The following is a 25,309-nucleotide window of genomic DNA, read 5'->3' as shown; positions in this document are numbered from 1 at the left end:
AGGGTGGAGGTCTTTCGATGGCACGCAAGGGCGAGGGGAGCGAGCTGCCCTCGGTCGCCGAACTGGTGAACCTCTCGCAGACGAGGCCGCTGGTGATCCGCGGTGAACTCGACGCGAAGCTCGCCGCGGAACCCGCGCCCGAACCGGAGCCCAAGCCCGATCCGCTCGCCATCCTCGACGCCGAACTGGCGGCGCCGGAGCCCGGCGACGAGCGCCCGCAGGAGGCGCCGCCGGCCGACACCTCACGCCGGACGAAGCCGTTCATCCTCGCCGCGGGCGGCGTGGTCGCGCTCGGGCTGGCCGCCGTCGTGCTGCTCCAGCCGCACCAGGTCGGCGGGACGGCCGTGCCGCCGCCCGGTGCCTCCGCCACCGTCCCGCCGCCGACCTCCAGCGAGGCGGTGGAAACGATGAGCGCGTCCGCGGCGCCGCCCCCGCTCACCGCGGAGGTGCACGACTCCCCGGTCCGGCCGACGAGCGCGCCCGCCGTCGCGGGCCGCAAGCCCGCGGGCCCCGCGACGGCGTCGTCGACGCCGCCGCAGGACCAGTGGCGCGAGTACGTCAGCTCGGTGATCAGCTCGTGGCAGCAGCGCCCGCACGGCGGGCGGAACCGCTGATCAGCAGTTCGAGCTCGCCGGTTTCCCGGCGATCCGGTCCTTGACGAAGGCCAGGACGTCGGCGTTGCCGGTGTAGACCAGCGTGATGTGGTCGGTGTCGTAGGTCTGCCACGTCTCCTGGACACCGGCCGCGCAGTACGCCTTGTGCAGCGCGTCGGCCTGCGCGAACTGCACCAGCTGGTCGCCGGTGCCGTGGTACTGGAACACCGGCACCTTCGGCGGGGTGCCGCCGAGCTTGTTCTCGTTCAGCCGGGCCACCCACGCGGGCTTGATGTAGCCCGGGCCGGTCGTGTAGTCCGCGATCTTCTGGTTCGCGTACGTCGTGAGCAGCTCGAACGTGCACGCGCTCTGCTTCATTTCGGCGAGCTTCGCGCGGCCGTTGTCGCTGAGGAACGAGTCGAGCTGCAGTTCGGGGTAGGCCTGGTCGAGCCCGGCCAGTGCGTAGGCGAACACGCCGAACCCGAACTTGCCGTCCAGCTGCAGCGTCACCTGGACCAGGTCGGCGGGCACGCCGCCGGCCGCGATCCCGACGAGGTTCAGCTCCGGCGCGTACGTCGGCTGCAGCTCCCCGGCCCACGCCGCGGCGCCGCCGCCCTGGGAGTAGCCGCGGAACACCACCTTCGACGTCGAAGACAGCCCGGCCGCGGTGAGCCGCTGGGCCGCGCGGACCCCGTCGATCACCGCCGGGCCTTCGGAGCGGCCCACGACGTAGGTCGTCTTCGGCGTGCTCTGGTAGCCCTCGTAGTCCGGGACCGACACGGCGTACCCCGCGTCGAGCAGGTCGTCGAGGCCGGGCTGTTCGTAGAACGCGCCGATGTCGATCATCTTCGACGGCGTGCAGGCGAACGCGGGCCCGTGCGTGCCCGGGTCGAACGAGACGATCGGGGCGGTGGCCAGGTTCGCGGTCTTCGGCACCAGCACGGTGCCGGTGACCGCGTCGGGCCGCCCGAGCGCGTCGGTCGACAGGTACATCACCTGCCACGCGTCGACGGATGCCTTGCGCGGGCCCGCGTTCGACGGCCGCCAGCGGAGCACGTCGCCCGGCTTGCCCGCGGGCAGCGGGGACGGCGGCGTGTAGAACGAGTCATCGAACGGGCCGGTCCCGGCCGCGGGCGCCGCCGAAGCCGCGGGGGCGAGCGCCGTCGCGAAGACCAGCGCCACCAGCGCGGCGAGCACGCGGCGGGCGGTCACGCGCCGCTCCCGTAGACGCGCTTGCAGGTCGCGGACTCGCTGAACGCCAGGTCCAGTTCCGGGTTCGCCTTGAGGTCCTTGATCGGGCCCTCCGGGTCGGCGAGCTGCCCCATGGTGGCGTCGGCGTCGGCGATGACCTGCCGCAGGCTGGCGTCGTCGGTGACCTTCGCCTGCTCCATCTTGGTCTTCGTCTCACCGACCTTGGTCTTGGTCGCGGTGAGGTTGCCGGTGGCTTTGTCCACTGCGGACTGTCCATCCGGGACGGGCGGGACGCCGGCCCCGTGGATGCCGCCCGCCATGTCGTCGAGGGCGGAGCCGAGCCTGCCCAGGAAGTCGACCATCGCGTCCCGGGTCTTCACCGGGTCGGCGTTGTCGACGGCGGGCGGCTGGGCCAGCTTCGCCGAACCCGCGGCCACCCCGGTGCACACCTTGTCGACCCAGGCGAGTGCCGCCGGGTCGGCGTGGCGGCCGGGGTCGGCGGGGGCGTCGGAGCCACAGGCAGCGCACGACAGAAGTGCGGTCGCCGCCATTGCGAGCACCGCGCTGTGCATTCTTTTCATGGGTTTCGAAGCTACGCGGCGCGGTTGTGCGCGAGCAAGGAGAGAATGACCGGTTGGCACGTGCGTCAACATTCCGCGCCGGGGAGTTGTCACGCGCGTCAGCGGTTCGGCGACCGCGCTGTGCTGGGGAAACCTTCCCCGGGCTGCTAGGAACTCGTGCGTGATGGCGTGCCGGTGTGACAATTTGCCGGTGCGTCGCGACGTTTTCCGGTAAAGCTCTTGATCGGCGCCATCCGCGCTCGTTAGCTTACTCTCCGGTAGCGATTTACGGGGAAAACGCGCGCCGTTTCGTATCACTGTTGATACACGGAAGGACCATCGTGACTCACCCAAGAGGCAAGAAGAAGACGGTCGCGGCCGCCGCGGCCGCGGGCGCGGTGGGGCTCGTCGCCACCGCTCTCCTCGTCGGGGCGCAGACCAGCGCCGCCGACCCGATCTCGCTGACGCTGAACTACCACTGCACCCTCCCGCTGGTGGGTTCGCAGTCGTTGAAGGTGGTGATCAACACCGATCTGCCGACCACCGTCAACACCGGCCAGCCGACCGGCGCCTTCGACATCAAGGCCGTGTCCACGATCAACGCGGACACCGTCGCCGGCCTCAGCCTGATCGGTGCCACGACGATCGAGGGCACCGCGACGGCGGCCGCGACCGTCGCCGCGCCGAGCCTCAACCTGCCGGTGAACGTCCCGATCACGCTGGACAAGACGAACATCCCGGCTTCCGGTGAGCTGAACATCAACGCGTCGGGCAAGACGCCGTCGCTGACGTTCACCCAGCCCGGCCAGGCGAAGATCACCGTGGGCGACCTGCAGCTCAAGGTCACCCCGCGCAAGGCGGACGGCTCGGTCACCGGCATCACGCCGGACGGCACCATCGACGCGCCCTGCACCCAGGACGCCGGCCAGAACAACACCCTGGCCACCATCACCATCACCATCAACGGTGGCGGGACGACCACCCCGCCCACCACCACGCCGCCGGTGACGACACCCCCGACCACCACGCCGCCGGTGACCACCCCGCCCACCACGACCCCGCCGGGCGGTGGCATCAAGTACTCCTTCGGCATCACCGGCCAGACCGCGCTGAAGTCCCTCGGCAGCACCGCGCCGATCAAGGGCTCGTTCGACGCCGACGTGAACCTGTCGGCCAAGACGTTCGTCGGCAACCTGGCGCTGGACCCGACGCACACCGACTTCAAGCTCCTCGGCTTCCTGCCGGGCAGCTCGGACGTCAAGGTCGTGCAGAACGGCCCGCAGACCGGTGAGCTCGTGGGCACCGGCTTCAAGGCGCACATCAAGTTCGACACGTTCCTCACGCAGGTGAACCTGTTCGGCTTCCCGATCAGCAGCGACCCGAAGTGCGGCACGGTCACCCCCTCGACCAGCGAGATGACCACCGGTCCCGACTTCGACCTGCTCAAGGGCGGCAAGCTGTCGGGCACCTACTCGCTGTCGGCGCTGCAGAACTGCGGTGCGTTCAACGACTACATCAGCGCGTTCGCCAAGAGCGACGGCAACTCGCTGGACCTGGTGCTCGCCAAGAAGTGACCCGGACTACCGGCCCCCGTCGCGCCGCGGCGGGGGCCGGTGCCATGCCCTCGAAGGGAAATCCCGTGCCGAACGCCCGGTCGACGCTCGCGGCGGCCCTCGCCTGCCTGGTGCTGCCGCTCGCGGCCGTGCCCGCGCACGCGTCGACGCCGATCACCAAGAAGCTGAGCTACACCTGCCCGTTCCCGTTGATCGGGCTGCAGAAGCTGGACGTCGAGATCAAGGCGTCGTTCGACGTGCCGTCCGCGCCCGGCGGCACGTTCACCACGTCGGACCTCGCGGTCTCGGTGACCGTGCCCGACAAGTCCACCCGCGGCCTGGCCCTGGTCGGCGCGGCGAGCATCGAAGGGACGGCGTCCGCAGGGGTGACGCTGACCAACGGCCCGCTGACGCTGCCGCTCGCCCTGCCGCTGACGGTGGCGAAGACGGCGGTCCCGGCGTCGGGGCCGTTCACCACGGCGGCGGCGGGCTCGGTCCCGCCGGTGCAGCTGCCGAACGCGGGCAAGACGGCGCTGACCATCGGCGGCTTCAGCACCCGCCTGACGCCGAAGAAGGCCGACGGCTCGTTCACCGGGCTCGGCTCGTTCACCTCGGACTGCACGCTCGACGCCGGCCAGGACCCGGTGCTGCTGAGCTTCGACCTCGGCAGCCCGGCTTCGCGCGACTACCGGGTCACCGGCACGACGACGGTGAAGGCGCTGGGCGCGGTCGCGCCGCTCACCGGCTCGTTCACCGGGTTCACGCCGGCGTTCGACCGGACGCGGGCGGAGTTCAAGGTCTTCGGGTTCGTGCCCGGGACGGCCGACCTGCAGTTCAGCCCGGACGGCCCGCAGACCGGCGAGGTGGCAGGCGACGGCTTCGTGGCGCATTCCCGGCTGGCTCTGACACTCCCGCAGGTGACGCTCTTCGGCTTGCCGGTCGCCGACGCGGGTTGCCGGGCGGGTGCGGCGATCCCGGTCGACCTGCGCACCGGTACCGGGTTCACCCTGGCTGCCGGCGGTCCACTGGCCGGCAGCTACGCGATCCCGGCGCTGACCGGCTGCGGGACGTTCACGGCGTACCTGAGTTCGCTGGTCCAAAGTGACGGCAACACGTTCGCCGTCACTTTGGCCGCGCGCTGACCGGGGTTCACCTCGACCCGGTAACTGTGGTCGGATGCGCCGAACCACTGTGGGGACCCTGGTCGTGGTCACGCTGCTCGCCACCGCCGCGCCCGGGGAGGCGGCCGGGCTCGCCCGGGACCCGGTCGCGGTGGTGTACGACCGCGACCACGCGCTGCACGTGCTGAACGCCGGCGCGACCGACGACGAGCTGGCGCTGCGGACGCAGACGCTCGCGTCGGGCGCGTGGGCGTTCTTCCGCGGGACTTCGCCGCTGTACTACCGGGATCTCGGGGAGCTGCCGCCGTCCGCGTACGCCACCGCGGGCGGCGACGTCTGGCTGACCGGCGACGCCCACCTCGAGAACACCGGCGCCGACCGCGGGGCCGACAACGAAGAGCAGTTCGCGCTCACCGACACCGACGACGCCTGGCGCGGTTCGTGGACGTGGGAGCTGCGCCGCGAAGCCGTTTCGATCGTGCTCGCCGGGCGCGAGGACGGCCGCAGTGCGAGCCAGATCGCGACCGACGTCGACACGTTCGTCGCCGAATACGCCCAGTGGATCGGGAAGTTCCACGGGACCGGCGAAGAAGCGAGCTGGCGGCTGACCGCGGGCAGCACCTCCGACCTCGTCAGCGACCTGATCGATGCCGCCGCGGCGGACAAGCGGGCCGACCTCGTCGCGAAGTGGACCACCGGCGGCCACTTCAAGGCCGACCCCGAGCTGCAGACCGTGTCCGCGACGACCCGCACGCAGGTCGCCGACGCCGTCGCCGCCTACCGGACCACGGCGGGCAAGCCGCTCAAGGCGTCCGAAGCCGTCGTGAAGGACGTGCGGCGGCGGACCGGCGCGGGCACCGGCAGCCTCGGCCGGTTCCGCTGGTACGTGCTCGTCGAGGGCGACACGACCTCGGCGTCCGACGACCGGATCCTGGAGCTCAAGCAGGCGGTCGACCCAGGCCCGAAGCAGCTCGCGCCGAACGCCACGACGCTGACCGGCGGGCAGCGCCCGGCGCTGGCGCTGCGGTGGCTCGCGAACCAGTCCGACTCGCTGGCCGGCTGGGCGAGCGTCGGGAGCACCCCGGTGCTGGTGAAGGAGAAGTCGCCGTTCGCCGAAGACCTGGAAATCGGCGACCTGACGTCGTCAGCGATCTGGGACGACACCGTGCGCGACGTCGGCCGTCTGCTCGCCGCCGCGCACTCCCGCGCCGACCAGGACATTCCCGGCACCGGACTCGCTTACTCGGCGGACGCGGCCATCGACGGCGCGATCGCGTCGGTGCCCGGGCTGCAGGCCGAGACCCGGGCCTTCGCGACGAGCTACGCCGACCAGGCCACCACCGACTGGCAGGCGTACGTCGCCGCGAAGAACTCCGGACGTCCGTTGTTCTGAGTTGTCGATTTCGCCGCCTCTCGCGTGACGGGGTAGGAAAGGACCACGACGAGAGGAACGGACATGGCGCAGTACGCGGTGCTGATCTACGAGCGGGTGCCCGCCGAAGACCTGCCGAAGGAGATCATGGACCGGCACCTGGGACTGCCGGACCGGATCGGCGAACTGGGCGGGAAGGTGACCGCCGGCCTGGCGCTGCGGCCCAACGAGACCGCCACCGCAATCCGCGGCGACCTCGTCACCGACGGGCCGTTCGTGGAGACCAAGGAGGTGCTGGCCGGGGTTTACCTGCTCGAAGCCCGCGACCTCGACCACGCGCTCGCCTGCGCGAAGCTGACCCCGGTCGTCGAGGGCGGCGTCGAGGTCCGGCCGCTGATCGACTTCCAGGTGGTGCCGGACTGACCTCCGCCGCGGACGCCGTCGCCGAGGCGCACCGCCGCGAGTGGGCCTACGTGCTCGCCGCGACGGTGCGGGTCACCCGCGACCTCGACGAGGCCGAAGAAGCCGTCCAGGACGCGTACCTGCGGGCGCTGGAGCGCTGGGCGCGCGACGGCGTCCCGGACCGGCCCGGCGCGTGGCTGACCACGGTCGCCCGCCGGGTCGCGCTCAACGGCGTCCGGCACCGGGAGGTCCTGCGGCGCAAGCTGCCGCTGCTGGTCGAGCCCGAGGCCGCCGGCCCGCCGGAGCCCGCCGGGCCGATCCCGGACGACCGGCTCCGGCTCGTGTTCACCTGCTGCCACCCGGCGCTCGCGCAGGAAGCCCAGATCGCGCTGACGCTGCGCCTGGTGTGCGGGGTCGCGACCGCCGACATCGCGCACGCCTTCCTCGTGCCGGAGCCGACCATGGCCGCCCGGATCACGCGGGCGAAGAAGAAGATCGCGGCCGCGAGCATCCCGTACGCCGTCCCGGCCGCCGCCGACCTGCCCGCCCGCGTGTCGGTCGTGCTGACCGTCGTCCACCTGCTCTTCTCGGCCGGGCACACCGCGTCCACCGGGGCCGACCTGGTCCGCGACGAGCTGACCGCGCGGGCCCTCGACCTGGCGCGGATGCTGCGCGCCCTGCTGCCCGCCGACACCGAGGTCGCCGGGCTGCTGGCGCTGCTGCTGGTCCACCAGGCCCGCCGCGTGACCCGGACCGACACCGCCGGGCGGCTGCTGCGGCTGGCGGACCAGGACCGCGCCCGCTGGGACACCGCGCTGATCGCCGAGGCCGACCGACTCGTCGTCGAAGCGCTGAAGACCGGCCCGCCCGGGCGGTTCAGCGTCCAGGCCGCGATCGCCGCGCTGCACGCGCAGGCGCCGAGCTACGCCGAGACGGACTGGCCGCAGATCCTGACCCTCTACGACGTGCTGCTGGGCCTGTGGCCGTCCCCGGTGGTGGCGCTCAACCGCGCGGTGGCGCTGTCCATGGTGGACGGTCCGGCGGCGGCGCTCGCCGAGGTCGCCCGGCTGGAGGCCGGCGGCAGGCTGGCCGGCTACCGCTACCTGCCCGCCACCAAGGCGGACCTGCTGCGCCGCCTCGGCCGCGACGCCGAGGCGGCCGAGGCCTACCGGGCCGCCCTCGACCTCAGCGACAACGCCGTCGAGCAGGAGTTCCTCGCCGCGCGCCTCAGCTGAAGGGGACGTTGCTCGCATCTGACGCGCTGAGGGGGACTTTCCTCTCAGCACATCGCCGGAAAGTCCCCTTCAGCTCAGCGGGACCTGAACAGCAGCACGAACCCCGCGCCCGAAAGGACCAGCGCGGCCAGGAAGAACGCGCCGTGCCCGAAGCTGCGCGTCACGACGTCGCCGACCAGCTGCACCACCAGGTCGACGATGCCGAGCGCGCCGACGACCGCCAGCGCCGTCCGGGTCCCCTTGACCCCGCGGTACACGCCGTACACCAGCAGCGCCCAGAGCCCGGCGCAAAGGACGTACGCGAGTACGGCGACCGGCGGCGGGACGGCCGAATCCACGGGTGTCCGGCGCCCGCCGAGCAGCGAGCCGAGGAACCAGCACGCCGTCGCACCCCACCAGGCGAAAGCGGCGCGGGGCGCGGGCATGGCCGGAGCCTAGGCCGGGAACACCCGGATCCGGCACGGCCGTGAACCGAACTGTTACCCGCCAGGTGTCACGTCGGGGTGCTATAAAGCGCTACCCCGGTGAGACCGGTTCCGCGGCCGTAGGCGGCCGCCGCCGGTGCCGCTAGGGTTGATCGTCTGGATGTGCTGGCCGAGGGCAGCCGAACGGGAGAAGCCGGTGACCGCCGCGCACGACTCATCGTGGGATCCCGGCACCCGCCTGCGGGTGCTGCTGGTCGAGGACGACGACGGCGACGCGCTGCTGGTCGAGGAGATGCTGGCGGACACGGCCGTGCCGTTCTCGCTCGAACGCGTCGAAACGCTCGCCGCCGCGCTCACCGGCCCGCTCACCGCCGACTGCGTCGTGCTCGACCTGCAGCTGCCGGACGCGATGGGCCTCAGCGGGCTGACGAAGCTCGGCCAGCACGCGCCCGGCGTCGCGATCGTCGTCCTGACCGGCGGGCACGACCAGGCCACCGGCGTCGCCGCGGTCGCCGCCGGCGCGCAGGACTACCTCGTCAAGGACCAGGTGGACGGGCCGCTGCTGGTGAAGGCGCTGCGCTTCGCCCGCGAGCGCAAGCGCGCCGAGCAGGTCGAGCAGCAGTTCCTCCAGCAGCAGCTGCTCGCGCGGGAGAACGCGCGGCTGGAACGCGGCCTGCTGCCCGTCCCGCTGCTGCGCGACCCGCACCTCGACCTCGCCACCCGCTACCGCCCGGGCCGCAACGGCTCCCTGCTGGGCGGCGACTTCTACGACGCGATCGAGCTCGCCGACGGCACCGTGCACGTGATGATCGGCGACGTCTGCGGCCACGGCCCGGACGAAGCCGCGCTCGGCGTCGCGCTGCGGATCGCGTGGCGCTCGCTCGTGATGGCCGGCCTGCCGATGGCCGACGTGCTGAGCATGGTCGAGCGGGTGCTGGTGCACGAGCGGATCGAGCCGCTGTTCGCCACCGTCTGCATGGTCGTCGTCGCGCCGGACCGGAGATCCCTGCGCCTGTCGCTGGCCGGCCACCTGCCGCCGCTGCTGCTCACCCCCGGCGACGGGCACCTGCTCTCCGGCGGCCGCGTCGGCGTCCCGCTCGGCATCGTCGAGGGCGCGAAGTGGGAGGCCCTCGAGGTCCCGCTGGAGCCCGGGTGGTCGCTGCTGCTCTACACCGATGGCGTCTTCGAAGGCCGCGTCGGCGCCGGGTCCGAGCGGCTGGGCCACGAGCGGATGGCCGAGCTCGTGCTCGACATCCGGCACCGCGGCGGGCTCGACGGCACGGACCTGCTCGACGAGCTGATCGCCCGCGCCGAGCGGTTCAACGCCGGCCCGCTCGACGACGACGTCGCCCTCGCCCTGCTCAGCCACGAACCCGGGGAGCCGACCCGATGACCGCCGAAGCACGTGGCTGGTCCATCAGCCGCTGGCTGACCCTGCTCGCCGTCACGGAGACCGCGTTGCTCCTCGCCGCGCTGATCGGCGGCGGGATCGCGCTGAACAACCTGACCGACGCCCGCAACCGCCTGCTCGACGTGATCGGCCCGCAGCGGCTCAGCGCCCTCCAGCTGTCCACCGCGCTGCTGAACCAGGAAACCGGCGTCCGCGGCTACCAGCTCGGGCGGCAGCCGGACTTCCTCGCGCCCTACACCGACGGCGTCCGGGCGCAGGCCGACGCCGTGAGCCAGCTGCGGGAGTCCGGCGCGGTCCCGGGCACCGAGCTCGGCGACGACCTCGAAACCGTGCTGCGCGCGGCCACGACGTGGCAGGCCACGGCCGCGCCGACCATCGCGCCGGGCGCACCGCCGGTGACCCCGGCGCAGGTCGAGCGCGGCCGCGAGCAGTTCAACGCGGTGCGCGCGGCGCTCGACACGCAGCTCGGCCACCTCGCCGCGGTCCGCGACGCCGGCCGCAGCCAGCTCGACGCCGCGGCGAACCTGCTGACCGCGATGCTCGTCGCCATCGCCGTGCTGCTCGTGGTGCTGTTCGCGGTGCTCTCCCTCGGCCTGCGGCGGATCATCACCCGGCCGATCCTCGAGCTGGCCGGCGAGGTCCGGCAGGTCGCCGACCAGGACGTCCACCGCCCGGTGCACGGCAGCGGGCCGCGGGAGATCGCGCAGCTCGGCGCCGACGTCGAAGCCATGCGGCAGCGCATCCTCGACGAGGTCGCCGAGCTGGAGCGCGCGCACGCCATGCTCGACCGGCGGACGCGCGAGCTGGAGCGGTCCAACGCCGACCTGGAGCAGTTCGCCTACGTCGCTTCGCACGACCTGCAGGAACCGCTGCGGAAGGTGGCCAGCTTCTGCCAGCTGCTCCAGCGGCGCTACCAGGGCCTGCTCGACGAGCGCGGCGAGCAGTACATCGAGTTCGCCGTCGACGGCGCGAAGCGGATGCAGGTCCTGATCAACGACCTGCTGGCGTTTTCGCGGGTCGGCCGGAAACCGGGCGAGCACGTGCTGGTGGGTGTGGACCGGCTGGTCGACGACGCGCTGGCGAACCTGGAGGTCGCGCTCTCCCTGAGCGGCGGCAAGGTCGCCCACGTCGACCTCCCCGAGGTGCGCGTCGAGCCGGCGCTGATGACGGCGGTGTTCCAGAACCTGATCGGCAACGCGCTGAAGTTCAAGGGCGAAACCCCGCCGGAAGTGCGGGTCACCGCGGAGCGCGACGGCGACGACTGGGTGTTTTCGGTGTCGGACAACGGGATCGGCATCGACGCGGAATACGCCGAACGGGTGTTCGCGCTGTTCCAGCGCCTCCACACGCGGTCCGCTTACCCGGGGACGGGCATCGGGCTCGCCCTGTGCCGCCGGATCGTCGAGTACCACGGCGGCCGGATCTGGCTCGACACCGCGGCCGCGGACACGACGTTCCGCTTCACCTTGCCGGCGCGAGAGGACGATGGGGAAGTATGACGCAGGCGCCTGCTCCGATCGACATCCTGCTCGTCGAGGACGACCCCGGCGACGTGCTGATGACGCGGGAAGCGTTCGAGCACCACAAGATCCGCAACGCGCTGCACGTGGCCAGCGACGGGGTGGAGGCGCTCGAGTTCCTCAACCGCGAAGGGCGGTTCCGGGCGGCGCCGCGGCCCGGGCTGATCCTGCTCGACCTCAACCTGCCCCGCAAGGACGGCCGGGAGCTGCTCGGCGAGATCAAGCGGGACCCGGGGTTGCGCACGATCCCCGTGGTCGTGCTGACCACGTCCGAAGCGGAGGAGGACATCGTGCGCAGCTACGAGCTGCACGCCAACGCCTACGTCACCAAGCCGGTCGACTTCGAGAAGTTCATCGAGGTGGTCCGGAAGATCGACGACTTCTGGGTCACGGTCGTCCAGCTCCCGCACCGGTAGCCGTTTGCCGGGGAGTGGGGCACGATAAGGGGCCGTGGGCTCTTCATCACGGGATCTTCCCGCCACCGAACTGGCGGTCACGCTCGATTGGCGGGGCCGCGCCGCGGTGCTGGGCGTGGCGGGGGAGATCGATCTGGTCAGCGCGCCGGAGTTCGAGGACGTCGTGGCCGTGGTGCTGGCCGACGAGCCGGAGACGCTGGTGGTCGACCTGCGGTCGGTGACGTTCTTCTGCTCGGCGGGCCTGCAGGTGCTCGCCTCGGCGCACCGGCGGCTGGCCGAGCACGCGCTGCGGGTGGTCAGCGACTCCCCGGTGACGTCCGGCCCGCTCAAGACCACCGGTCTCGACACGTGGATCAGCGTCCACCCGACGATCGACGAAGCACTCGAGTGACGGCCCCCGGCACGGAAGAAGGGCGAGCCCCGATGCACGAACCCGCCGGGTCGTTCCGCTGCCACGGCGTCGAAGCGGTCCCCGAAGCGCTGCGGCGGCTCCGCCACGACCTGATGGCGTGGGTGCTGGCGGCGGGCGTCGACGAGGCCCGGGCACGCGACATCGTGCTGGCCGCCTACGAAGCGCTGGCGAACGTGGCCGACCACGCCTACGACGGCGCGGGCTCCGGGGTGGTCGACCTGGACGCGAGGGCGCACGCGGACCGGATCGAAGTGGTGATCGCCGACCACGGCCAGTGGCGCACCCCGGTGGTCGACCCCCGCCCGGTCTCCCCGCGCGGCCGCGGCCTGCTCCTGCTGCGCGCGAGCGCCGACCACGCGGACATCTCCTCCGGCGACGGCGGGACCGTGGTCACCCTGTCCTGGGACCTCGACCCCGTCGGCTGACGCACCCAATGTGGCGTTCGGTGCGTCTGACGCACCGAACGCCACATTGGGGTGCTCGGGCTAGCTGTGGGCGACAGCTCCGGTCTTCGGGTCGAGGGTGACCTTCTTCGCCCGCGGCCACCAGAAGTCGAACATCCCGGTCAGCGACCCGGCCCGCGCGTCGAACGACGAGTCGCCGATCCGGCCGGTGAACCAGTTGTCCTCGATGAACTTCAGCACCGACGTCTGGTCCGTCAGGGTGTGGTCGACGTGGTTGACCTTGCTGTACGGCGAAACCACCAGCAGCGGCAGCCGCGGGCCGTAGCCGCAGCGGTCCGCGTAGCCGCCCAGTACCGCCGGCTTGCCCGTGCAGACCGCCTGGTCCTGCGAAGCGTCCTGCGAGCCGTTGATCACCTTCGACGCCACGTGGTCGTACCAGCCGTCCGAGTCGTCGTAGGCCAGCACGATCGCCGTCGACTTCCAGTCCGGGGACTGCTGGATCTTGGTGATCTCACTGACCACGAACTGCTGTTCGTCCAGCGGGTCCGAGTAGCCCGCGTGGCCGTCCTGGTACTCCGGGGCCTTCAGGAAGCTCACCGCGGGCATCGAGCCGGCCTTGAGCGCGTCGTCGAAGTCCGAGACGTCGTACTGGTGGTTCGCGCGGTCGGTCTGGCCGATGGCCTGCACCGAGGACGGCGGGAGGTGCTTCGGGTTCGCCGTCGACGGGTAGTACTGGAACGGCTCGTGGTGCGGGCTGTAGTCGACGACCGCGTTGCCGCCGACGTTCGTGTGGGTCCGGCCGCACACCGCGTACCCGTTGGCCGTGCCGGTCGGGCGGAAGCCGCCCTGGAACCAGCCCCACGTGACGTGGCGCTGGTTGAGCAGGTCACCGATGTTCCGGCCGTGCATCGTGGCCAGGTTGTCCTTGCTCGTGTGGTTCTTGCCCGAGCAGTCGTCCCACGCCGGGTCCGGGTCGTTGATCATCGTGCCGACGCCGTTCGCGTCCGGCGACTGCACCGCGTACGCGTCGCTGACCGGCTCGTGCGTGACCGGGTCGACCGCCTGGACGCCGTGGGTGTTGCCCGAGATCAGGTTCAGCGCCCCCGGCGTCGACGGCCCGAAGTTCGTGTCGAACGAGTTGTCGTTCAGCGCGTAGTTCTGGGCGTAGTTCCACATGCCGGTGACGGTGTTGCCGTCGTAGTAGTCCATCACCAGGCCGGGCTCGCCGAACAGCACCGGCTGGCCGGTGCACTTGTCCGTCTCGGTCTTCTCGACGAACTTGTCCATCTTGCCGCCGTTGAAGGCGGCCTGCTCGGCGCCGTAGTTGTGGTTCTGGTCGCAGGTCAGCGCCTGCTCGTGCGTGAGCCGTTTCGGGTTGTACGCGTTCGGGTTGTCGGTCAGCAGCTTCTTGTCGAGGCCGTTGACCTTCGGCGTGCCGTGGGCGGCGGTGAACGGGGTGCCGTCCGTGTTCGCCGCGTTCGGGTAGGTGCCGAAGTAGTGGTCGAACGAGATGTTCTCGCCGAAGATGACCACGACGTGCTTGATCGGCGTCGACGTGGGGATCCAGTGCGCGGGGAACAGGTTCAGCGGCTGGGCGTCCGCGGTGCTCGCCGCGGAGCCGGTGACGATGGCCAGCGTGGCCACCGAGGCGAGCGCCCCGGCGCCGAGCAGGCCGCGCCGTCGCCGGCGGGTCCTCTTGTCCACAGTGGATTTCCTTTCGTGGTGGGTTCGCGGTTCAGGCGAGCAGCGAGCGGCCGAAGTGGTCGTCCGGGCCGGTGACGCCCGGCAGCGCGAAGAAGTAGCCGCCGCCGAACGGGGAGATGTAGTCGGTCAGGGGTTCGTCGGCCAGCCGCGTCTGGACCGCCTCGAACTGGCGCTCCAGGTCCTGCTGGTAGCAGACGAAGACCAGGCCCATGTCGAGGTTGCCGTTGCTGTCGACGCCCCGGTCGTAGTTGACCGCGCGCCGCAGGATCCGGCTCGCGTCGGTCTCCGGCGTGCGCGGGTTGGCCTTGCGGATGTGGCTGGTCAGCGGGATCACCGTGCCGATCGGGTCGTCGGCGTAGCGGGGGACGTCGGTCTCCTCGGTGCCGTCGAGCGGGGCGCCGGTGTCGCGGCGGCGACCGAACATGTTCTCCTGCTCGGCCAGCGAAACCCGGTCCCAGAACTCCACCAGCATCCGGATCAGCCGGACCACCTGGTAGCTGCCGCCGGCGGTCCACGCGGGTTCGCCGGCGCCGGTCGTCCACACCAGACTGTCCACTTCGGACCCGGTCGGGTTGGCGGTGCCGTCCTTGAACCCCATCAGGTTGCGCGGGGTCCCGGCCGGGCGCGGCGGGGAGCTGAAGCCGGTGATCCGCCAGCGCGGCTGCATGCCGCCGCGGGTCGCGCGGGCGATGTCGCGCAGCGCGTGCAGCACGGTGTCGGTGGTGTTCGCCGACAGCGTCAGGCTGAGGTCGCCGTGGCACTGCGTGGGGTCGAGGGCGTCGTTCGGGAACGTCGTCATCGGCTTGAGCTTGGCCGGCTTGAGCTTCGCCAGGCCGTACCGGTCGTCGAAGAGCGACGCACCGGCCCCGAGGACCACGCCGAGGTCGCCGCCGGGCACGACGGGTCCGAGCACCCCGGAGTCCGCCGGTGGCGCGCTGATGCCGAGCGCGGCGGGAGCGCCGCCGGTGGTGAGGAACCGGGCCCGGTCGGTGATCGCGCGGAAGAGGTCGGTCAGCTCGGCCTTCGACTCCGCGACGACGTCGAAGGACGCGACGATCGTCTGCGTCGGCGGGTTCCGCAGGATGGCGGCCTGGTTCCTGCCGTGGAAGGGAACGGGCGCCGCGCTGTCGATGGCGGAGGAGGCGCCGAGCCCGGCCCCGGCGGCGACGGTCAGACCGGCGCCCATCGCGGCCCGGCGCAGGAACGAGCGGCGAGGCAGGCCGGTCACGAGACCCTCCTCGGCTCGGCGATCGCGGCGATCGGGGCCAGCAGTTCGGTCAGCTCGCCGACGTCGGCGTTCAGCTTTTGCCGCTGCCGGAGGGAAAGCTGCGTCAGCGGCGGCCAGCTGCCGTCCGGGCGGTGCGCGGCGTCCAAAGCGGCCTGCGTGCGCGTCAGCCAGCTGTCCAGTTTGGACAGATCGGGGTAGCGCGGGGTGAGCAGCGGGCGGAGGACGTCGAGCACCGCGCGCGTGCCGTCGAGGTTGGCGCGGGCCGTGGCCAGGTTGGTGCCGCTGCCGTAGTCGGTGCGGCCGGTGAGTTCGAACTGCAGCGTGTTCTCCATGATCTCGTGCGCACGCAGCCCGAGGTCGTTGCCGTCGACCTGGCTGTCGCCGAAGGACGCCTGCAGCGCGCGGGCGTCGGTGTCCAGCCGGTCGGCGACGGCGGCGAGCGCGCCCAGGTCCTCGCCGTGCCACAGGCCCCGCTCCAGCCGGTGGAAGCCGGTGAACCCGGCGTCGGCCGGGCCGGCGGGCAGGCCGTCGGCGGTGCCGTTGAGGGCGCCGTCGGAGTCGCCGAACGCGTCGTAGGCGGCGCCGAGGCGTTCGTAGGTCAGGTGCGCGGTCAGCCAGGCCGCCTCGCTCGCCGCGCGGTCGCCGCCGTGGACGGCGTCCTTCAGCGCGCCGGTGTTCGCGACCAGCTCGCCGAGCCCGGTCGCGACGTGCTGCTGGTAGGCCTTGAGCGGGCCGAGCAGGTCGTTGTGCGTCACCGGCGCGACGCCCGGCCCGGTCCGCTCGGCCCCGCCGCTGACCCGCACGGCGGGCCCGACGATCGCGCCCGCGTCCTCGGGCAGGCAGCGGAACGCGTAGCTGCCGTTGCCGAGGTTGACCTGCAGCGGCCGCGTGGTGTCCGGGCCGAGGCCCTCGACCTCGCCGTAGATCACGCCGGTCGCCGGGTCGATCAGGTCGACCTCGGCGGTCACCGAGCCGGTGTTGTGCAGGCGGAAGGTCTGCGGCCCCGGCTTCGGCGCCGACCAGCCGGTGCCGCACGTCGAGCGCGAAACCGCGATCTCCGGGTCCCCGGCGGCCGCGCCGCGGGGCCAGAACACCACGGCGGCGCCCGCCACGACGGCGAGCACGACCGCCGCCACGATCCAGCGAGCACGTACTGACCCCGGCACGCGCACTCTCCCGTCACTCGATCGGACCATCACCGGTCACGGATTATGCGAGCCTAACGCCCGCGAAACCGCATCGGATGGCGTCGATCGGAGGGAATTCACCCGGACTTCAGCCTGCCGCCCACGAAAGGGGGAGGATTCAGACTTTTTCCTGTGCCAGATGTGTCGCGTTCAGGAGGAACGACCGATTGGCCGGGATCACGGAAGGGGGACGCCGGTCTCCAGCAGCGTCTTCAGGCTGGAGAGCAGCGCGGGCCAGCCCTGGCTGCACATCGCCAGCGTCGTGCTGTCGTCGTCGAAACCGTCGTGCAGCACCGTCAGCTTCACCATTTCCCCGTGCGGTTCGAGGGTGAACGTGACCTTCGTGCGGCTTTCCGCCTGCAGTTTCGAAAGCGTTTCCCCGTCGATGCCGTTTCCGTTCGCCCATTCCGCCGTGAAGGTGTGCCAGGTGTAGGACAGCCTGCGGTACGGATCCGATTCGAGGACGACCTGTTCCGGGTCCGCGGTTTTCGCACCGCTTTCGGTCCAGGTCATCGGCGACCCCTTTTTCCAGTCGGTTTCGAAGGAAACACCCCAGTACTGGCGGGTGAAGGTCGGGTCGGTAAGCGCTTGCCAGAGCTTCTCCGGCGTCGTGTTGATGTAGGTCGTGTAAGCGAATTCGTTCATCGGTGCGGACTCCAGTGCTCGTTTGAGGTCGGCCAGCGCGCCGGCCCGCCTGCGGTCGTAGCGGGTCATCCAGCGGTCGGCGATCGCGTTGATCGGCGCGGCGTCGAGGTAGTGCAGCTTTTCCCGGCCGCGCCGGGTGGTCGTGACCAGCCCGGCCGCCTCGAGCACGGCCAGGTGCTTGCTCACCGACTGGCGGGCCATCGCCAGCCCCGCGCACAGTTCGCGCAGGGTCTGGCCGTTGCGCTCGTTGAGCACGTCCAGCAGCCGGCGGCGGCTGGGGTCGGCCAGCGCTTTGAAGACCTCGTCCATCGCGCCTTCCTCCAAAAGGCAGCCGTTTGGCTGCCTTTTCACGATAGGCAGCCGCGCGGTTGCCTGTCAACCGGGGATCACCGGAAGCGGATCACCGTGACGCCGGCGAGGACGAAGAACACGAGGACGACCAGCGTGCCGGTCTGCCCGCCGGAGGAGCGGGTGACGACCTGGTCGACGGCCCCGGTCAGCCGCACCCCGCACTCGGCGACGACGGTGTGCCGCCCGGCCTCGATCCGGGTGAACTCGACGGGCGCGGTGAACGCGCCGGAGCTGTCGGTGTAGGCCGAACCGACCTCGGCGCCGTCGGAGGTCAGCGTCACCACCCGGCCGGGCTGACAGCCCCGCCCGGAGGCGGCGAGCGACTCCCCGGGCTGGATGCTCGGCCGGTCGAGCACCAGTTCACCCGGCTTGGGCTCGGTGCTGGACGTGGTGGGGGTGCCGGGCGTGCTGGGCGGCGGGGTGGTCGTCGGCGGGGTGGTCGTGGTGGACGGCGGAGTGGTGCTGGTCGTGACCGGCGGGGTCGTGGTGGTGCCCGGCCGGGTCGGCCGCGTGGTCACGGGCGGCGGCGGGGTGGTCGTCACCGGCGGCGGTGGCGTGGTGGTGGTGACCCCGGTGACGACGAAGGTCCCGCTGGCGGTCTGCTTCTGGCTCGTGCAGGTCGCGGTCACCGTGTACGAGCCCGGCTTCGCGGCGGCGGGGACGGCGGCCGGGAACTGCCCGCTGGTCGCCGGCGCCACCTTCGAGCCGAGCGTGGTGCCCGCCCAGAAGAAATTGATGGTCCGGCAGGCCGGGAAACCGTTCCAGGAAATGGTGAAGGAACTGCCCGCGGGGCCACTCGACGGTTTCAAACCAACCGATGGCGGAACTTGTGCATCGGCGTTGCCCGCGAACGTGAGCAAGAGCAACGTTCCGGCCACGGCGCCCAAAAACAGCCGAACCACGAATCGCATCGGACGTCCCTCCCCGGTGTGTGCTCGCTGTAGCATTCCGGACCAGTCGGATAACGCAAGTAGGGGATGCCCAATGGGACGTGTCATCGCGGCGGGGGTTGCGTTGGGTTTGTGCGCGGTGGTGCTCGGCGCGCCGGCCGCGTCGGCCGATTCCGGCTCGCTCGAGGTGCAGGTGTCGATCGACCAGCGGCCGATCGAGGACGCCACCGTCCCGATCGACCCGGCGGGCCAGGTGGAGCTGAAGGTCGTGGCCACCAACACCGGCACCGCGCCGGTGAAGGTCCGCAGCGTGCGGCTGTCGGGGGTCGCCCTCGCGCTCACGTTCTTCGCCTACGACACGACGGCGCCGTTCGAGGTGCCGTCCCGCGGCTCGGCGACCCGGACGTTCGTGCTGGACCTCGGTGACCTCAGCGGGCAGGCGACCGGGCTGCTGCCCTCGTCGGTGGAGCTGCTCGACGCGCAGCGCGCCACGCTCGGCGAGGCGACGACGGTCGCCGACGTCCGCGGCTCCGTCTGGTCGGTGTACGGCGTCTTCGGTCTGGCGATGCTTGTCCTGACGGTGCTCGCCTGGGCGGCCGCGCTGCTCGCGCTGGCCCGCCACCGGCTGGCGCCCAACCGCTGGCGCCGCGGCCTGCGCTTCCTGCCCGCCGGGTTCGGCACCGGCCTGGTCGCGGTGATCAGCCTGTCGGTGCTGCGGCTCGTCCCGCCGGAGCCGGCGATCGAGATCCCGGTGGTGCTGGGCGCCGCGGCGATCGCGTTCCTGCTCGGCTACCTGACCCCGCACCCGGCGCCCCCGGCGGTCACGCCCGCCGAAGACGGCGCCACGGTCCGGCTGCCGCTGCCGTCCACGCAGGAATTCACCCGATGAGCGCACCGGCCGAGCTGATCGCCGCCCTGCCGCAGTACGACATCGGGGCGGAGATCGGCGAAGGCGGCATGGGCGTGGTGTTCGCGGGCGTGCACCGGACGCTCGGCCGCAGCGTCGCGATCAAGCAGCTGCCGTGGGACATCCTCAACCACGCGGCGAGCAGCGAGCTCTTCGACCGCGAGGCGCGGGTGCTGGCGAGCCTGGACCACCCGCACATCGTCCCGGTGTACGACTACGTCCGCACCGGCCGCGAGCACCTGCTGGTGATGGAGCGCTTGGACGGCGGCACGGTCCACAGCCGCTTCCACGGCGACGGCGTGAGCGGCGAGCAGGCGTGCGCGATCGGCCTGGCGATGCTGGCCGGCCTGCACGCGGCGCACCGGGCCGGCGTGCTGCACCTCGACGTCAAGCCGCGGAACCTGCTCTTCAGCACGCAGGGCGTGGTGAAGGTGGCCGACTTCGGCATCGCGCGCGTGATCAGCGAGGGCGCGACGCTGGTGACCCACGGCGGCGAGATCCTCGGCACCCCGGCGTACATCGCGCCCGAGCAGGCGATGGGCAACGCCCTGAGCCCGGCGGCGGACGTCTACGCGGCGGGAACGGTGCTCTACGAGCTGCTGTCGGGCCGCCTGCCGTTCGACAACACCCGCGGCGCGATCAGCATGATGCGCCAGCACATGTTCACCGACCCGGCGCCGATCGCGGGTGTGCCGATGCCGATCGCCGGGGTGGTGATGCGAAGCCTGGCCCGCGAGCTGGATGCGCGGTACCGCGAGGCGGAGTCGTTCGCGGCCGATCTCGCAGCGGCGGCGACGGCGGTGTACGGCCCGGGCTGGCTGGAGCGGTCCGGGGTACCGGTGCTGCACCTGCCGCCGAGGGTGATCGCGGGGTTGAACTCGCCGACCGGCCCGACTCCGCCGGCAGCCGGCCTCGGCGCGGGTGCCGGTGGGCTTGGCGCGGCTGGTGCGGGCGGGCACGGCATGGCCGGGGCCGGTGGACCCGGCGCACGCGCGGCCGGGCTTGGTGTGCCGGGGGCGGACCCCGCCCGGAACCGGTCCGGCCCCCGTCCCGGCGGCCCGAACCCCACCCTGGCCGCGACTCGTGCCCAGCTCGACCCGAACCTGACCGGCGGTGCGCCCGGCCAAACCGCCGATCCGGCGAGTGGTCTCCAGGCGACGGTCGTGTGGCTGCGCGTCGGCGCGGGGCTCGCCGCCCTCGCGCTGGTCGTTCTCGCCCTGCTCAACCCCGGACGGCTGCCGCATTCGGCGTCGCCGACGCTGAACCTCGGGGGGACCTCCGTTTCGGCTCCGGTCGAGGTGGACCTCAGCAAACCGCTCATCTTCAGCGGTCCCGGCAACCCCGGGCCGGTCGCGATCGACCTGTCCGCGGCCGGGATTCCGCTCGGGTCGGCCGAGACCGACGCGAAACCCGAGGGGAACGGCTTCACCGCGGAACTCACCCTGCCCGGGATCGCGCGGTGGATCGTCGGCGGCGCGGTCACCGCGACCGTCCGGACCGGCCCGATCACGCAGACCTTCACGCTCCTCACCAGCCAGCACCCGCTGGCCAGCGCGATGGGCGCGGGCAGCCTCATCCTGGCGTTGTTCGCGCTCGCCTACCTCGAATCCGGGCTGCGCACGATCCGCAACGGCCACCGCTGGCGCGGCGCGTCGGTCGGCGGCCCGGTGCTCGGCATCCTGTTCGGCGCGGCGGTGTGGCTGTGCGTTTCGGTGCTGCGCCTGCACGAGCCGTCGCCGGGGTTCGGCGCCGGGTGCGCGGTGGCGGGGGCGCTCGCGGCCGGGCTGGTCGTCGCGGCGGCGCGGCGCCGGGCGTCCACAGCGAGGCCGGTCCGGCCGTCGGCGGCCTGACCAGACCAAGCCTCAGCGGTCAGTCGACCATCCGGACGGTGACGTGCGGGCTGTAGCTCTTGCGCCGGCTCCACCCGGATTCGGCGCAGAGGCTCAGCTGGATGGCGCGGTCGGCGGGCGCCCAGTAGCCCGTCCGGACGAAGTAGCCCTCCATCGTGGTGAGCGCGCCCAGGCGTTTGCGGGCCGAGCACATTTCCCAGCCCCACTGGCGCCCGGACTTCTCGACGCCGTTGCGCCGTACGGACAGGCACGGGTTGCCGACCGCGCGGATGTCGGTGTCACCCTCCGTGACGTAGACGACGCCGTCGATCTTGTAGAACCGGTTGTTGTCGAGCAGCGACACCTGGCCGCTGAGGGTGACCGCGACCTTGCTGCCTTCCTCGCCCGTGAGCGTCCAATCGAGACAGAATTCCTGGACCGGGAGTGCCAGCGACTGGGTCATGAGGAGTCCTCTGTTCTAGCGGCGTCCCCTTCAGAAGATAAGGATTTTCCGGGCGCGAGGAAGGGGTGGACGGGAACTTCACCCGAACTGGCCGTCGTCGGATGCGTTGTCCCGCATGGGTTTCGGGCCTCGTGGCACGGCGTGTGACGGCCGCGCGTCCGGCCGGGTGGCGCGCACCGCGCGGAAGACGTGCCCATTACTGTCCGTGAGTCGATGGTAAAGGAACCATTACCATCGGCCGGGCGTTGAGCGGGCATGAGCGAGCCCACTGTCATCGAACTCGGGCCACGCGACATGCTGGTCGTGGCGGGTCTCCCGGGCGCGGGCAAGACGACGATGCTCCGCCACGCGGCGACGGGCCTGCCGGTGCTGGACTCCGACCAGGTCCGCGAGCGGCTCGGGACGGCGATCCCCTCGGTGCCGTACCGCTGCTACCGGCCGGTGGTGCACGCCTGGCACCGGGCGCGGATCGTCGGCCGCGCGCTCGGGGTGGCGGGCCCGATCGTGGTCCACGAGCCCTCGACGCGGGCCTCGACCCGCGCCCTGCTGGCCGTGGTCGGCGCGGTGAGCGGCCGGCCGGTGCGGTTGCTGTTCCTCGACGTCCCGGCGGAGCAGGCGCTGGCGGGGCAGCGCAGTCGCGGCCGGGTGGTGCGGCCGCGGTCGTTCGCGCGCCACGTGCGGCGGGTGGGGAAGTGGCGCGAGGACCTGCTCGCCGACCGGGTTCCGGCGGGCTGGAGCAGTGTGCAGGTGATCGACCGGTCCCGCGCGGGGCGGACCCGGCTGGTGACCAGGTTGCTGGTGGAGCTGCGTTCCTGAGCGCAGGTGCGCCGAAGGGCACCTTTGGTCTGGACATTTTACATATTGGTCTAGACAATATCGGGTATCTCCCCGACTGGAGGACCCGATGAGGCGTTCCAGACTGTCCGCGACCCTCGCCGCCTTCGTGCTGGCACTCTCCGGTCTGGTGACCGGCCATGCCGAAGCGGCCAACCTCCTCGCCAACCCCGGTTTCGAAGCCGGCTCGCTCTCCGGCTGGACCTGCTCCGGCGCCACCACCGTCAGCACGCCCGTGCACGGCGGCGGCTACGCCCTCGCCGCCACGCCGGCCGGCGCGGACTACGCCCAGTGCTCGCAGACCGTGTCCGTGCAGCCGAACACCACCTACACCGTCTCCGCCTGGGTGCGCGGGAACCCCGTCTACCTCGGCATCACCGGCGGCGCCTCCACCTGGTCCGGCAACTCGGGCGCCTACAACCAGCTGCAACTCACCTTCACCACCGGCAACCAGACCTCCGCCCAGCTCTACCTCCACGGCTGGTACGGCGCCGGCACCTACTACGCCGACGACGTCGTCCTCGACGGCCCGGGCGGCAACACCCCCGGCACGCCCGGGGCGCCCGGCGCACCGGCCACCGGCAGCATCACGACGAACTCCATCGCCCTCAGCTGGGGCGCGAGCGCCGGCACCGTGACCGGCTACCGCGTTTACGAAGGCAGCACCGCCGTCGCGACCGTCACCGGGACGAGCGCCACGATCTCCGGTCTGAAGGCCTGCGAAACCCACAGCTACGCCGTCGCCGCCTACAACAGCGCCGGCGAGTCGCCGAAGAGCGCCACCGCCACCGCGAGCACCACCGGGTGCGTCGACACCGGCCTGCCCAAGCACGCGCTCGTCGGCTACCTGCACGCCAGCTTCGCCAACGGCTCCGGCTACGTCCGGATGGCCGACGTGCCGGCCGCCTGGGACATCATCGACCTCGCTTTCGGGGAGCCGACTTCGGTCACTTCGGGGGACATCCGCTTCACCCGCTGCCCGGTCGCCGAATGCCCGAACGTCGAGAGCGACGCCGACTTCATCGCCGCGATCAAAGCCAAGCAGTCCCAGGGCAAGAAGGTGGTCATCTCCATCGGCGGGCAGAACGGCCAGGTGCAGCTGACCACCACCGCCGCGCGGGACAAGTTCGTCAGCTCGGTCTCGGCGATCATCGACAAGTACGGGCTCAACGGCCTCGACATCGACTTCGAGGGCCACTCGCTGTCGCTCAACGCCGGGGACACCGACTTCCGCAACCCGACCACGCCGGTGATCGTCAACCTGATCTCCGCGCTGAAGACGCTCAAGGCCAAGTACGGCTCGGGCTTCGTGCTGACGATGGCGCCGGAGACGTTCTTCGTGCAGGTCGGCTACCAGTTCTACGGTGGCACGAGCGCCGGGGACGCGCGGACCGGCGCCTACCTGCCGGTCATCCACGCGCTGCGGGACTCGCTCACCGTGCTGCACGTCCAGGACTACAACTCCGGGCCGGTCATGGGCCTCGACAACCAGTACCACAACATGGGCGGCGCCGACTTCCACATCGCGATGACCGACATGCTCAAGGCCGGCTTCAGCGTCGCGAACACCGGCCAGTTCTTCCCCGGGCTGCGGCCGGACCAGATCGCGATCGGCCTGCCCGCCGCGGTCAGCGCCGGCAACGGCTACACGTCGCCGGCGGACGTCCAGACGGCGGTGAACTGCCTGGTCAAGGGCAGCGGCTGCGGCTCGTACACGCTGCGCGGCGGCACGTCGCCGGCGCTGCGCGGGCTGATGACCTGGTCGATCAACTGGGACAAGTACTACAACTGGGAGTTCCAGAACAGCCACGAGCCGTTCCTGAACTCGCTGCCGTGACGCCGGACGGTGTGCCCCGCTCCGGTGGGGCACACTGCCTGACGTGGTGAAACGCGACTCCGTGCTGACGCGCGTCGTCCGGATCTTCGAGACGTTCGAACCGGACGCGCCCGCGCTGCGCGTCACCGACATCGCGCGGCGGGCCGGGCTGCACGTCGCGACGGCGTCGCGGCTGGTCGAGGAGCTGGTCGGGCACGGCTGGCTGCGGCGCGACACCGATCGGAGGGTCCGGGTGGGCGTCCGGCTGTGGGAGCTGGCTTCGCGCGCGTCCCCGACGCTGGGGCTGCGCGAAGCGGCGCTGCCGTTCATGGAGGATCTGCACGCCGTCGTCGGGCACCACACGCAGCTCGCCGTGCTGGAGGACCGCGAAGTGCTGTTCGTCGAGCGGTTGTCCGCGCCCGGCGCGGTCGTCAACGTGACGCGGGTGGCCGGGCGGCTGCCGCTGCACGCGTCGTCGTCCGGGCTGGTGCTGCTCGCCCACGCGCCCGCCGAACTGCAGGAGCAGGTGCTGGGGGGCCCGCTGGACGCCTTCCGGCGCACGACGTTGACCGAGCCGGCGCGGCTGCGGCGGTTCCTCGCCGACGTCCGGCGGGACGGCTACGCGTACTGCGCGGGCTTCATCGACGAAGAGACCACGGGGATCGCCGTCCCGCTGCGGGGACGCGGCGGCGACGTCGTCGCGGCGCTGTCGGTGATCGTGCCCAGCGACGACTCCGCGCGGATGCAGATCCCGGCGTTGCGCGCGGCGGCGCGGGGAATCTCGCGGACACTCTCTCAGTGAATGAGAATGTCGTAGAGCGCACCGGGCTGGGCGTTCCA

The 25,309-nt window shown here is 71.8% G+C and carries 25 protein-coding genes; 16 read left to right on the top strand and 9 right to left on the bottom strand.

The genetic code is table 11. The annotated features are described in order from the left end of the window. Nucleotides 1–17: 17 nt before the first annotated feature. Entirely contained in the window at nt 18–614 is a 597-nt protein-coding gene (locus AB5J73_RS02800) for a hypothetical protein (RefSeq protein WP_370967802.1), read from the top strand. On the opposite strand, the gene AB5J73_RS02795 is transcribed toward AB5J73_RS02800, so the two are convergent. Together AB5J73_RS02795 and AB5J73_RS02790 are read right to left on the bottom strand one after the other, a co-directional pair. Then, a complete protein-coding gene (locus AB5J73_RS02795) occupies nt 615–1,805 on the bottom strand; it encodes a lipase family protein (protein WP_370967800.1) in 1,191 nt (396 codons plus the stop codon). Continuing rightward, complete coding sequence (locus tag AB5J73_RS02790) at nt 1,802–2,365, bottom strand: hypothetical protein (protein WP_370967798.1); 564 nt, start codon at nt 2,363–2,365, stop codon at nt 1,802–1,804. Before AB5J73_RS02790 ends, AB5J73_RS02795 begins: the two co-directional genes overlap by 4 nt. 320 nt (nt 2,366–2,685) lie before the next feature. Here AB5J73_RS02790 and AB5J73_RS02785 point away from each other — a divergent pair, with 320 nt between their 5' ends. The 5 genes from AB5J73_RS02785 to AB5J73_RS02765 all read left to right on the top strand — a co-directional run bounded on the left by AB5J73_RS02785 (nt 2,686) and on the right by AB5J73_RS02765 (nt 8,027). Continuing rightward, the gene (locus AB5J73_RS02785) at nt 2,686–3,918 is read left to right on the top strand and encodes a DUF6801 domain-containing protein (RefSeq protein WP_370967796.1); all 1,233 of its coding nucleotides are present in this window, start codon (nt 2,686–2,688) and stop codon (nt 3,916–3,918) included. 65 nt (nt 3,919–3,983) lie between these two features. Continuing rightward, nucleotides 3,984–5,039, top strand: a complete 1,056-nt coding sequence (locus AB5J73_RS02780) for a DUF6801 domain-containing protein (protein ID WP_370967794.1) — start codon at nt 3,984–3,986, stop codon at nt 5,037–5,039. A 34-nt stretch (nt 5,040–5,073) separates the two neighbouring features. Beyond that, nucleotides 5,074–6,411 (top strand): DUF2252 family protein, encoded by a 1,338-nt coding sequence (locus tag AB5J73_RS02775; protein ID WP_370967792.1) that lies wholly within the window; start codon nt 5,074–5,076, stop codon nt 6,409–6,411. 63 nt (nt 6,412–6,474) lie between these two features. Beyond that, nucleotides 6,475–6,813 carry a YciI family protein gene (locus AB5J73_RS02770; RefSeq protein ID WP_370967790.1) on the top strand — a complete coding sequence of 113 codons (339 nt, stop codon included), beginning with the start codon at nt 6,475–6,477 and terminating at the stop codon, nt 6,811–6,813. Further along, nucleotides 6,810–8,027 carry an RNA polymerase sigma factor gene (locus tag AB5J73_RS02765; protein ID WP_370972888.1) on the top strand — a complete coding sequence of 406 codons (1,218 nt, stop codon included), beginning with the start codon at nt 6,810–6,812 and terminating at the stop codon, nt 8,025–8,027. Before AB5J73_RS02770 ends, AB5J73_RS02765 begins: the two co-directional genes overlap by 4 nt. A 74-nt stretch (nt 8,028–8,101) precedes the next feature. Here AB5J73_RS02765 and AB5J73_RS02760 read toward each other — a convergent pair whose 3' ends face one another. Next, nucleotides 8,102–8,452 (bottom strand): hypothetical protein, encoded by a 351-nt coding sequence (locus AB5J73_RS02760; RefSeq protein WP_370967788.1) that lies wholly within the window; start codon nt 8,450–8,452, stop codon nt 8,102–8,104. A gap of 196 nt (nt 8,453–8,648) precedes the next feature. Between AB5J73_RS02760 and AB5J73_RS02755 the strand changes: the two genes are divergently transcribed. Genes AB5J73_RS02755 through AB5J73_RS02735 form a run of 5 tightly spaced genes read left to right on the top strand, consistent with a single transcriptional unit; the run spans nt 8,649 to nt 12,636 of the window. Continuing rightward, nucleotides 8,649–9,845 carry a PP2C family protein-serine/threonine phosphatase gene (locus AB5J73_RS02755; RefSeq protein WP_370967786.1) on the top strand — a complete coding sequence of 399 codons (1,197 nt, stop codon included), beginning with the start codon at nt 8,649–8,651 and terminating at the stop codon, nt 9,843–9,845. Further along, on the top strand, nt 9,842–11,362 hold the full coding sequence (locus AB5J73_RS02750; RefSeq protein WP_370967784.1) for an ATP-binding protein: 1,521 nt from the start codon (nt 9,842–9,844) through the stop codon (nt 11,360–11,362). The genes AB5J73_RS02755 and AB5J73_RS02750 overlap by 4 nt, the downstream gene beginning before the upstream one ends. Beyond that, nucleotides 11,359–11,799: a response regulator gene (locus tag AB5J73_RS02745; protein WP_370967782.1), complete on the top strand. Its 441-nt coding sequence runs from the start codon at nt 11,359–11,361 to the stop codon at nt 11,797–11,799. The genes AB5J73_RS02750 and AB5J73_RS02745 overlap by 4 nt, the downstream gene beginning before the upstream one ends. Before the next feature lie 34 nt (nt 11,800–11,833). Further along, nucleotides 11,834–12,190, top strand: coding sequence for an STAS domain-containing protein (locus AB5J73_RS02740; RefSeq protein ID WP_370967780.1), 357 nt, complete (start codon nt 11,834–11,836; stop codon nt 12,188–12,190). Nucleotides 12,191–12,222: 32 nt separating this feature from the next. Continuing rightward, entirely contained in the window at nt 12,223–12,636 is a 414-nt protein-coding gene (locus tag AB5J73_RS02735; RefSeq protein WP_370967778.1) for an ATP-binding protein, read from the top strand. 60 nt (nt 12,637–12,696) lie between these two features. Here AB5J73_RS02735 and AB5J73_RS02730 read toward each other — a convergent pair whose 3' ends face one another. From AB5J73_RS02730 to AB5J73_RS02710, 5 genes are all read right to left on the bottom strand, one after another. Then, nucleotides 12,697–14,319 carry a phospholipase C gene (locus AB5J73_RS02730; RefSeq protein ID WP_370967776.1) on the bottom strand — a complete coding sequence of 541 codons (1,623 nt, stop codon included), beginning with the start codon at nt 14,317–14,319 and terminating at the stop codon, nt 12,697–12,699. 31 nt (nt 14,320–14,350) lie between these two features. Beyond that, nucleotides 14,351–15,547 carry a Dyp-type peroxidase gene (locus AB5J73_RS02725; protein WP_370967774.1) on the bottom strand — a complete coding sequence of 399 codons (1,197 nt, stop codon included), beginning with the start codon at nt 15,545–15,547 and terminating at the stop codon, nt 14,351–14,353. After that, on the bottom strand, nt 15,544–16,743 hold the full coding sequence (locus AB5J73_RS02720; RefSeq protein WP_370972885.1) for an EfeM/EfeO family lipoprotein: 1,200 nt from the start codon (nt 16,741–16,743) through the stop codon (nt 15,544–15,546). Before AB5J73_RS02720 ends, AB5J73_RS02725 begins: the two co-directional genes overlap by 4 nt. A 168-nt stretch (nt 16,744–16,911) precedes the next feature. Then, the gene (locus AB5J73_RS02715; protein ID WP_370967772.1) at nt 16,912–17,688 is read right to left on the bottom strand and encodes an ArsR/SmtB family transcription factor; all 777 of its coding nucleotides are present in this window, start codon (nt 17,686–17,688) and stop codon (nt 16,912–16,914) included. Between the two features lie 77 nt (nt 17,689–17,765). Then, nucleotides 17,766–18,539 (bottom strand): hypothetical protein, encoded by a 774-nt coding sequence (locus AB5J73_RS02710; protein WP_370967770.1) that lies wholly within the window; start codon nt 18,537–18,539, stop codon nt 17,766–17,768. 175 nt (nt 18,540–18,714) lie between these two features. Here AB5J73_RS02710 and AB5J73_RS02705 point away from each other — a divergent pair, with 175 nt between their 5' ends. Together AB5J73_RS02705 and AB5J73_RS02700 are read left to right on the top strand one after the other, a co-directional pair. Further along, nucleotides 18,715–19,509 (top strand): hypothetical protein, encoded by a 795-nt coding sequence (locus tag AB5J73_RS02705; RefSeq protein WP_370967768.1) that lies wholly within the window; start codon nt 18,715–18,717, stop codon nt 19,507–19,509. Next, the gene (locus AB5J73_RS02700; RefSeq protein ID WP_370967765.1) at nt 19,506–21,377 is read left to right on the top strand and encodes a serine/threonine-protein kinase; all 1,872 of its coding nucleotides are present in this window, start codon (nt 19,506–19,508) and stop codon (nt 21,375–21,377) included. Before AB5J73_RS02705 ends, AB5J73_RS02700 begins: the two co-directional genes overlap by 4 nt. A gap of 19 nt (nt 21,378–21,396) precedes the next feature. Here the strand turns inward: AB5J73_RS02700 and AB5J73_RS02695 are convergent, their stop codons facing one another. Next, nucleotides 21,397–21,819, bottom strand: coding sequence for a hypothetical protein (locus AB5J73_RS02695; protein WP_370967763.1), 423 nt, complete (start codon nt 21,817–21,819; stop codon nt 21,397–21,399). A gap of 255 nt (nt 21,820–22,074) precedes the next feature. Here AB5J73_RS02695 and AB5J73_RS02690 point away from each other — a divergent pair, with 255 nt between their 5' ends. The 3 genes from AB5J73_RS02690 to AB5J73_RS02680 all read left to right on the top strand — a co-directional run bounded on the left by AB5J73_RS02690 (nt 22,075) and on the right by AB5J73_RS02680 (nt 25,271). Next, on the top strand, nt 22,075–22,635 hold the full coding sequence (locus AB5J73_RS02690) for an AAA family ATPase (protein ID WP_370967760.1): 561 nt from the start codon (nt 22,075–22,077) through the stop codon (nt 22,633–22,635). An 88-nt stretch (nt 22,636–22,723) separates the two neighbouring features. Beyond that, the gene (locus AB5J73_RS02685; RefSeq protein WP_370967758.1) at nt 22,724–24,490 is read left to right on the top strand and encodes a chitinase; all 1,767 of its coding nucleotides are present in this window, start codon (nt 22,724–22,726) and stop codon (nt 24,488–24,490) included. A 43-nt stretch (nt 24,491–24,533) separates the two neighbouring features. Next, on the top strand, nt 24,534–25,271 hold the full coding sequence (locus tag AB5J73_RS02680) for an IclR family transcriptional regulator (protein WP_370967756.1): 738 nt from the start codon (nt 24,534–24,536) through the stop codon (nt 25,269–25,271). The last annotated feature ends 38 nt before the right edge of the window (nt 25,272–25,309 follow it).

It is taken from the genome of Amycolatopsis sp. cg9 (assembly GCF_041346945.1).
GTDB lineage: Bacteria > Actinomycetota > Actinomycetes > Mycobacteriales > Pseudonocardiaceae > Amycolatopsis.
The sequence above is the reverse complement of the archived record's forward strand: the minus strand, read 5'-3'. Positions and strand labels throughout refer to the sequence as shown.

Bases quoted from the DNA above. Each gene is read 5' to 3' on its own strand.
- AB5J73_RS02750 (WP_370967784.1), top strand. From the start codon at position 9,842: ATGACCGCCGAAGCACGTGGCTGGTCCATCAGCCGCTGGCTGACCCTG.
- AB5J73_RS02760 (WP_370967788.1), bottom strand. From the start codon at position 8,452: ATGCCCGCGCCCCGCGCCGCTTTCGCCTGGTGGGGTGCGACGGCGTGC.
- AB5J73_RS02695 (WP_370967763.1), bottom strand. From the start codon at position 21,819: ATGACCCAGTCGCTGGCACTCCCGGTCCAGGAATTCTGTCTCGATTGG.
- AB5J73_RS02735 (WP_370967778.1), top strand. From the start codon at position 12,223: ATGCACGAACCCGCCGGGTCGTTCCGCTGCCACGGCGTCGAAGCGGTC.
- AB5J73_RS02690 (WP_370967760.1), top strand. From the start codon at position 22,075: ATGAGCGAGCCCACTGTCATCGAACTCGGGCCACGCGACATGCTGGTC.
- AB5J73_RS02715 (WP_370967772.1), bottom strand. From the start codon at position 17,688: ATGGACGAGGTCTTCAAAGCGCTGGCCGACCCCAGCCGCCGCCGGCTG.
- AB5J73_RS02790 (WP_370967798.1), bottom strand. From the start codon at position 2,365: ATGAAAAGAATGCACAGCGCGGTGCTCGCAATGGCGGCGACCGCACTT.
- AB5J73_RS02745 (WP_370967782.1), top strand. From the start codon at position 11,359: ATGACGCAGGCGCCTGCTCCGATCGACATCCTGCTCGTCGAGGACGAC.
- AB5J73_RS02705 (WP_370967768.1), top strand. From the start codon at position 18,715: ATGGGACGTGTCATCGCGGCGGGGGTTGCGTTGGGTTTGTGCGCGGTG.
- AB5J73_RS02720 (WP_370972885.1), bottom strand. From the start codon at position 16,743: ATGGTCCGATCGAGTGACGGGAGAGTGCGCGTGCCGGGGTCAGTACGT.
- AB5J73_RS02770 (WP_370967790.1), top strand. From the start codon at position 6,475: ATGGCGCAGTACGCGGTGCTGATCTACGAGCGGGTGCCCGCCGAAGAC.
- AB5J73_RS02775 (WP_370967792.1), top strand. From the start codon at position 5,074: ATGCGCCGAACCACTGTGGGGACCCTGGTCGTGGTCACGCTGCTCGCC.
- AB5J73_RS02800 (WP_370967802.1), top strand. From the start codon at position 18: ATGGCACGCAAGGGCGAGGGGAGCGAGCTGCCCTCGGTCGCCGAACTG.
- AB5J73_RS02700 (WP_370967765.1), top strand. From the start codon at position 19,506: ATGAGCGCACCGGCCGAGCTGATCGCCGCCCTGCCGCAGTACGACATC.
- AB5J73_RS02685 (WP_370967758.1), top strand. From the start codon at position 22,724: ATGAGGCGTTCCAGACTGTCCGCGACCCTCGCCGCCTTCGTGCTGGCA.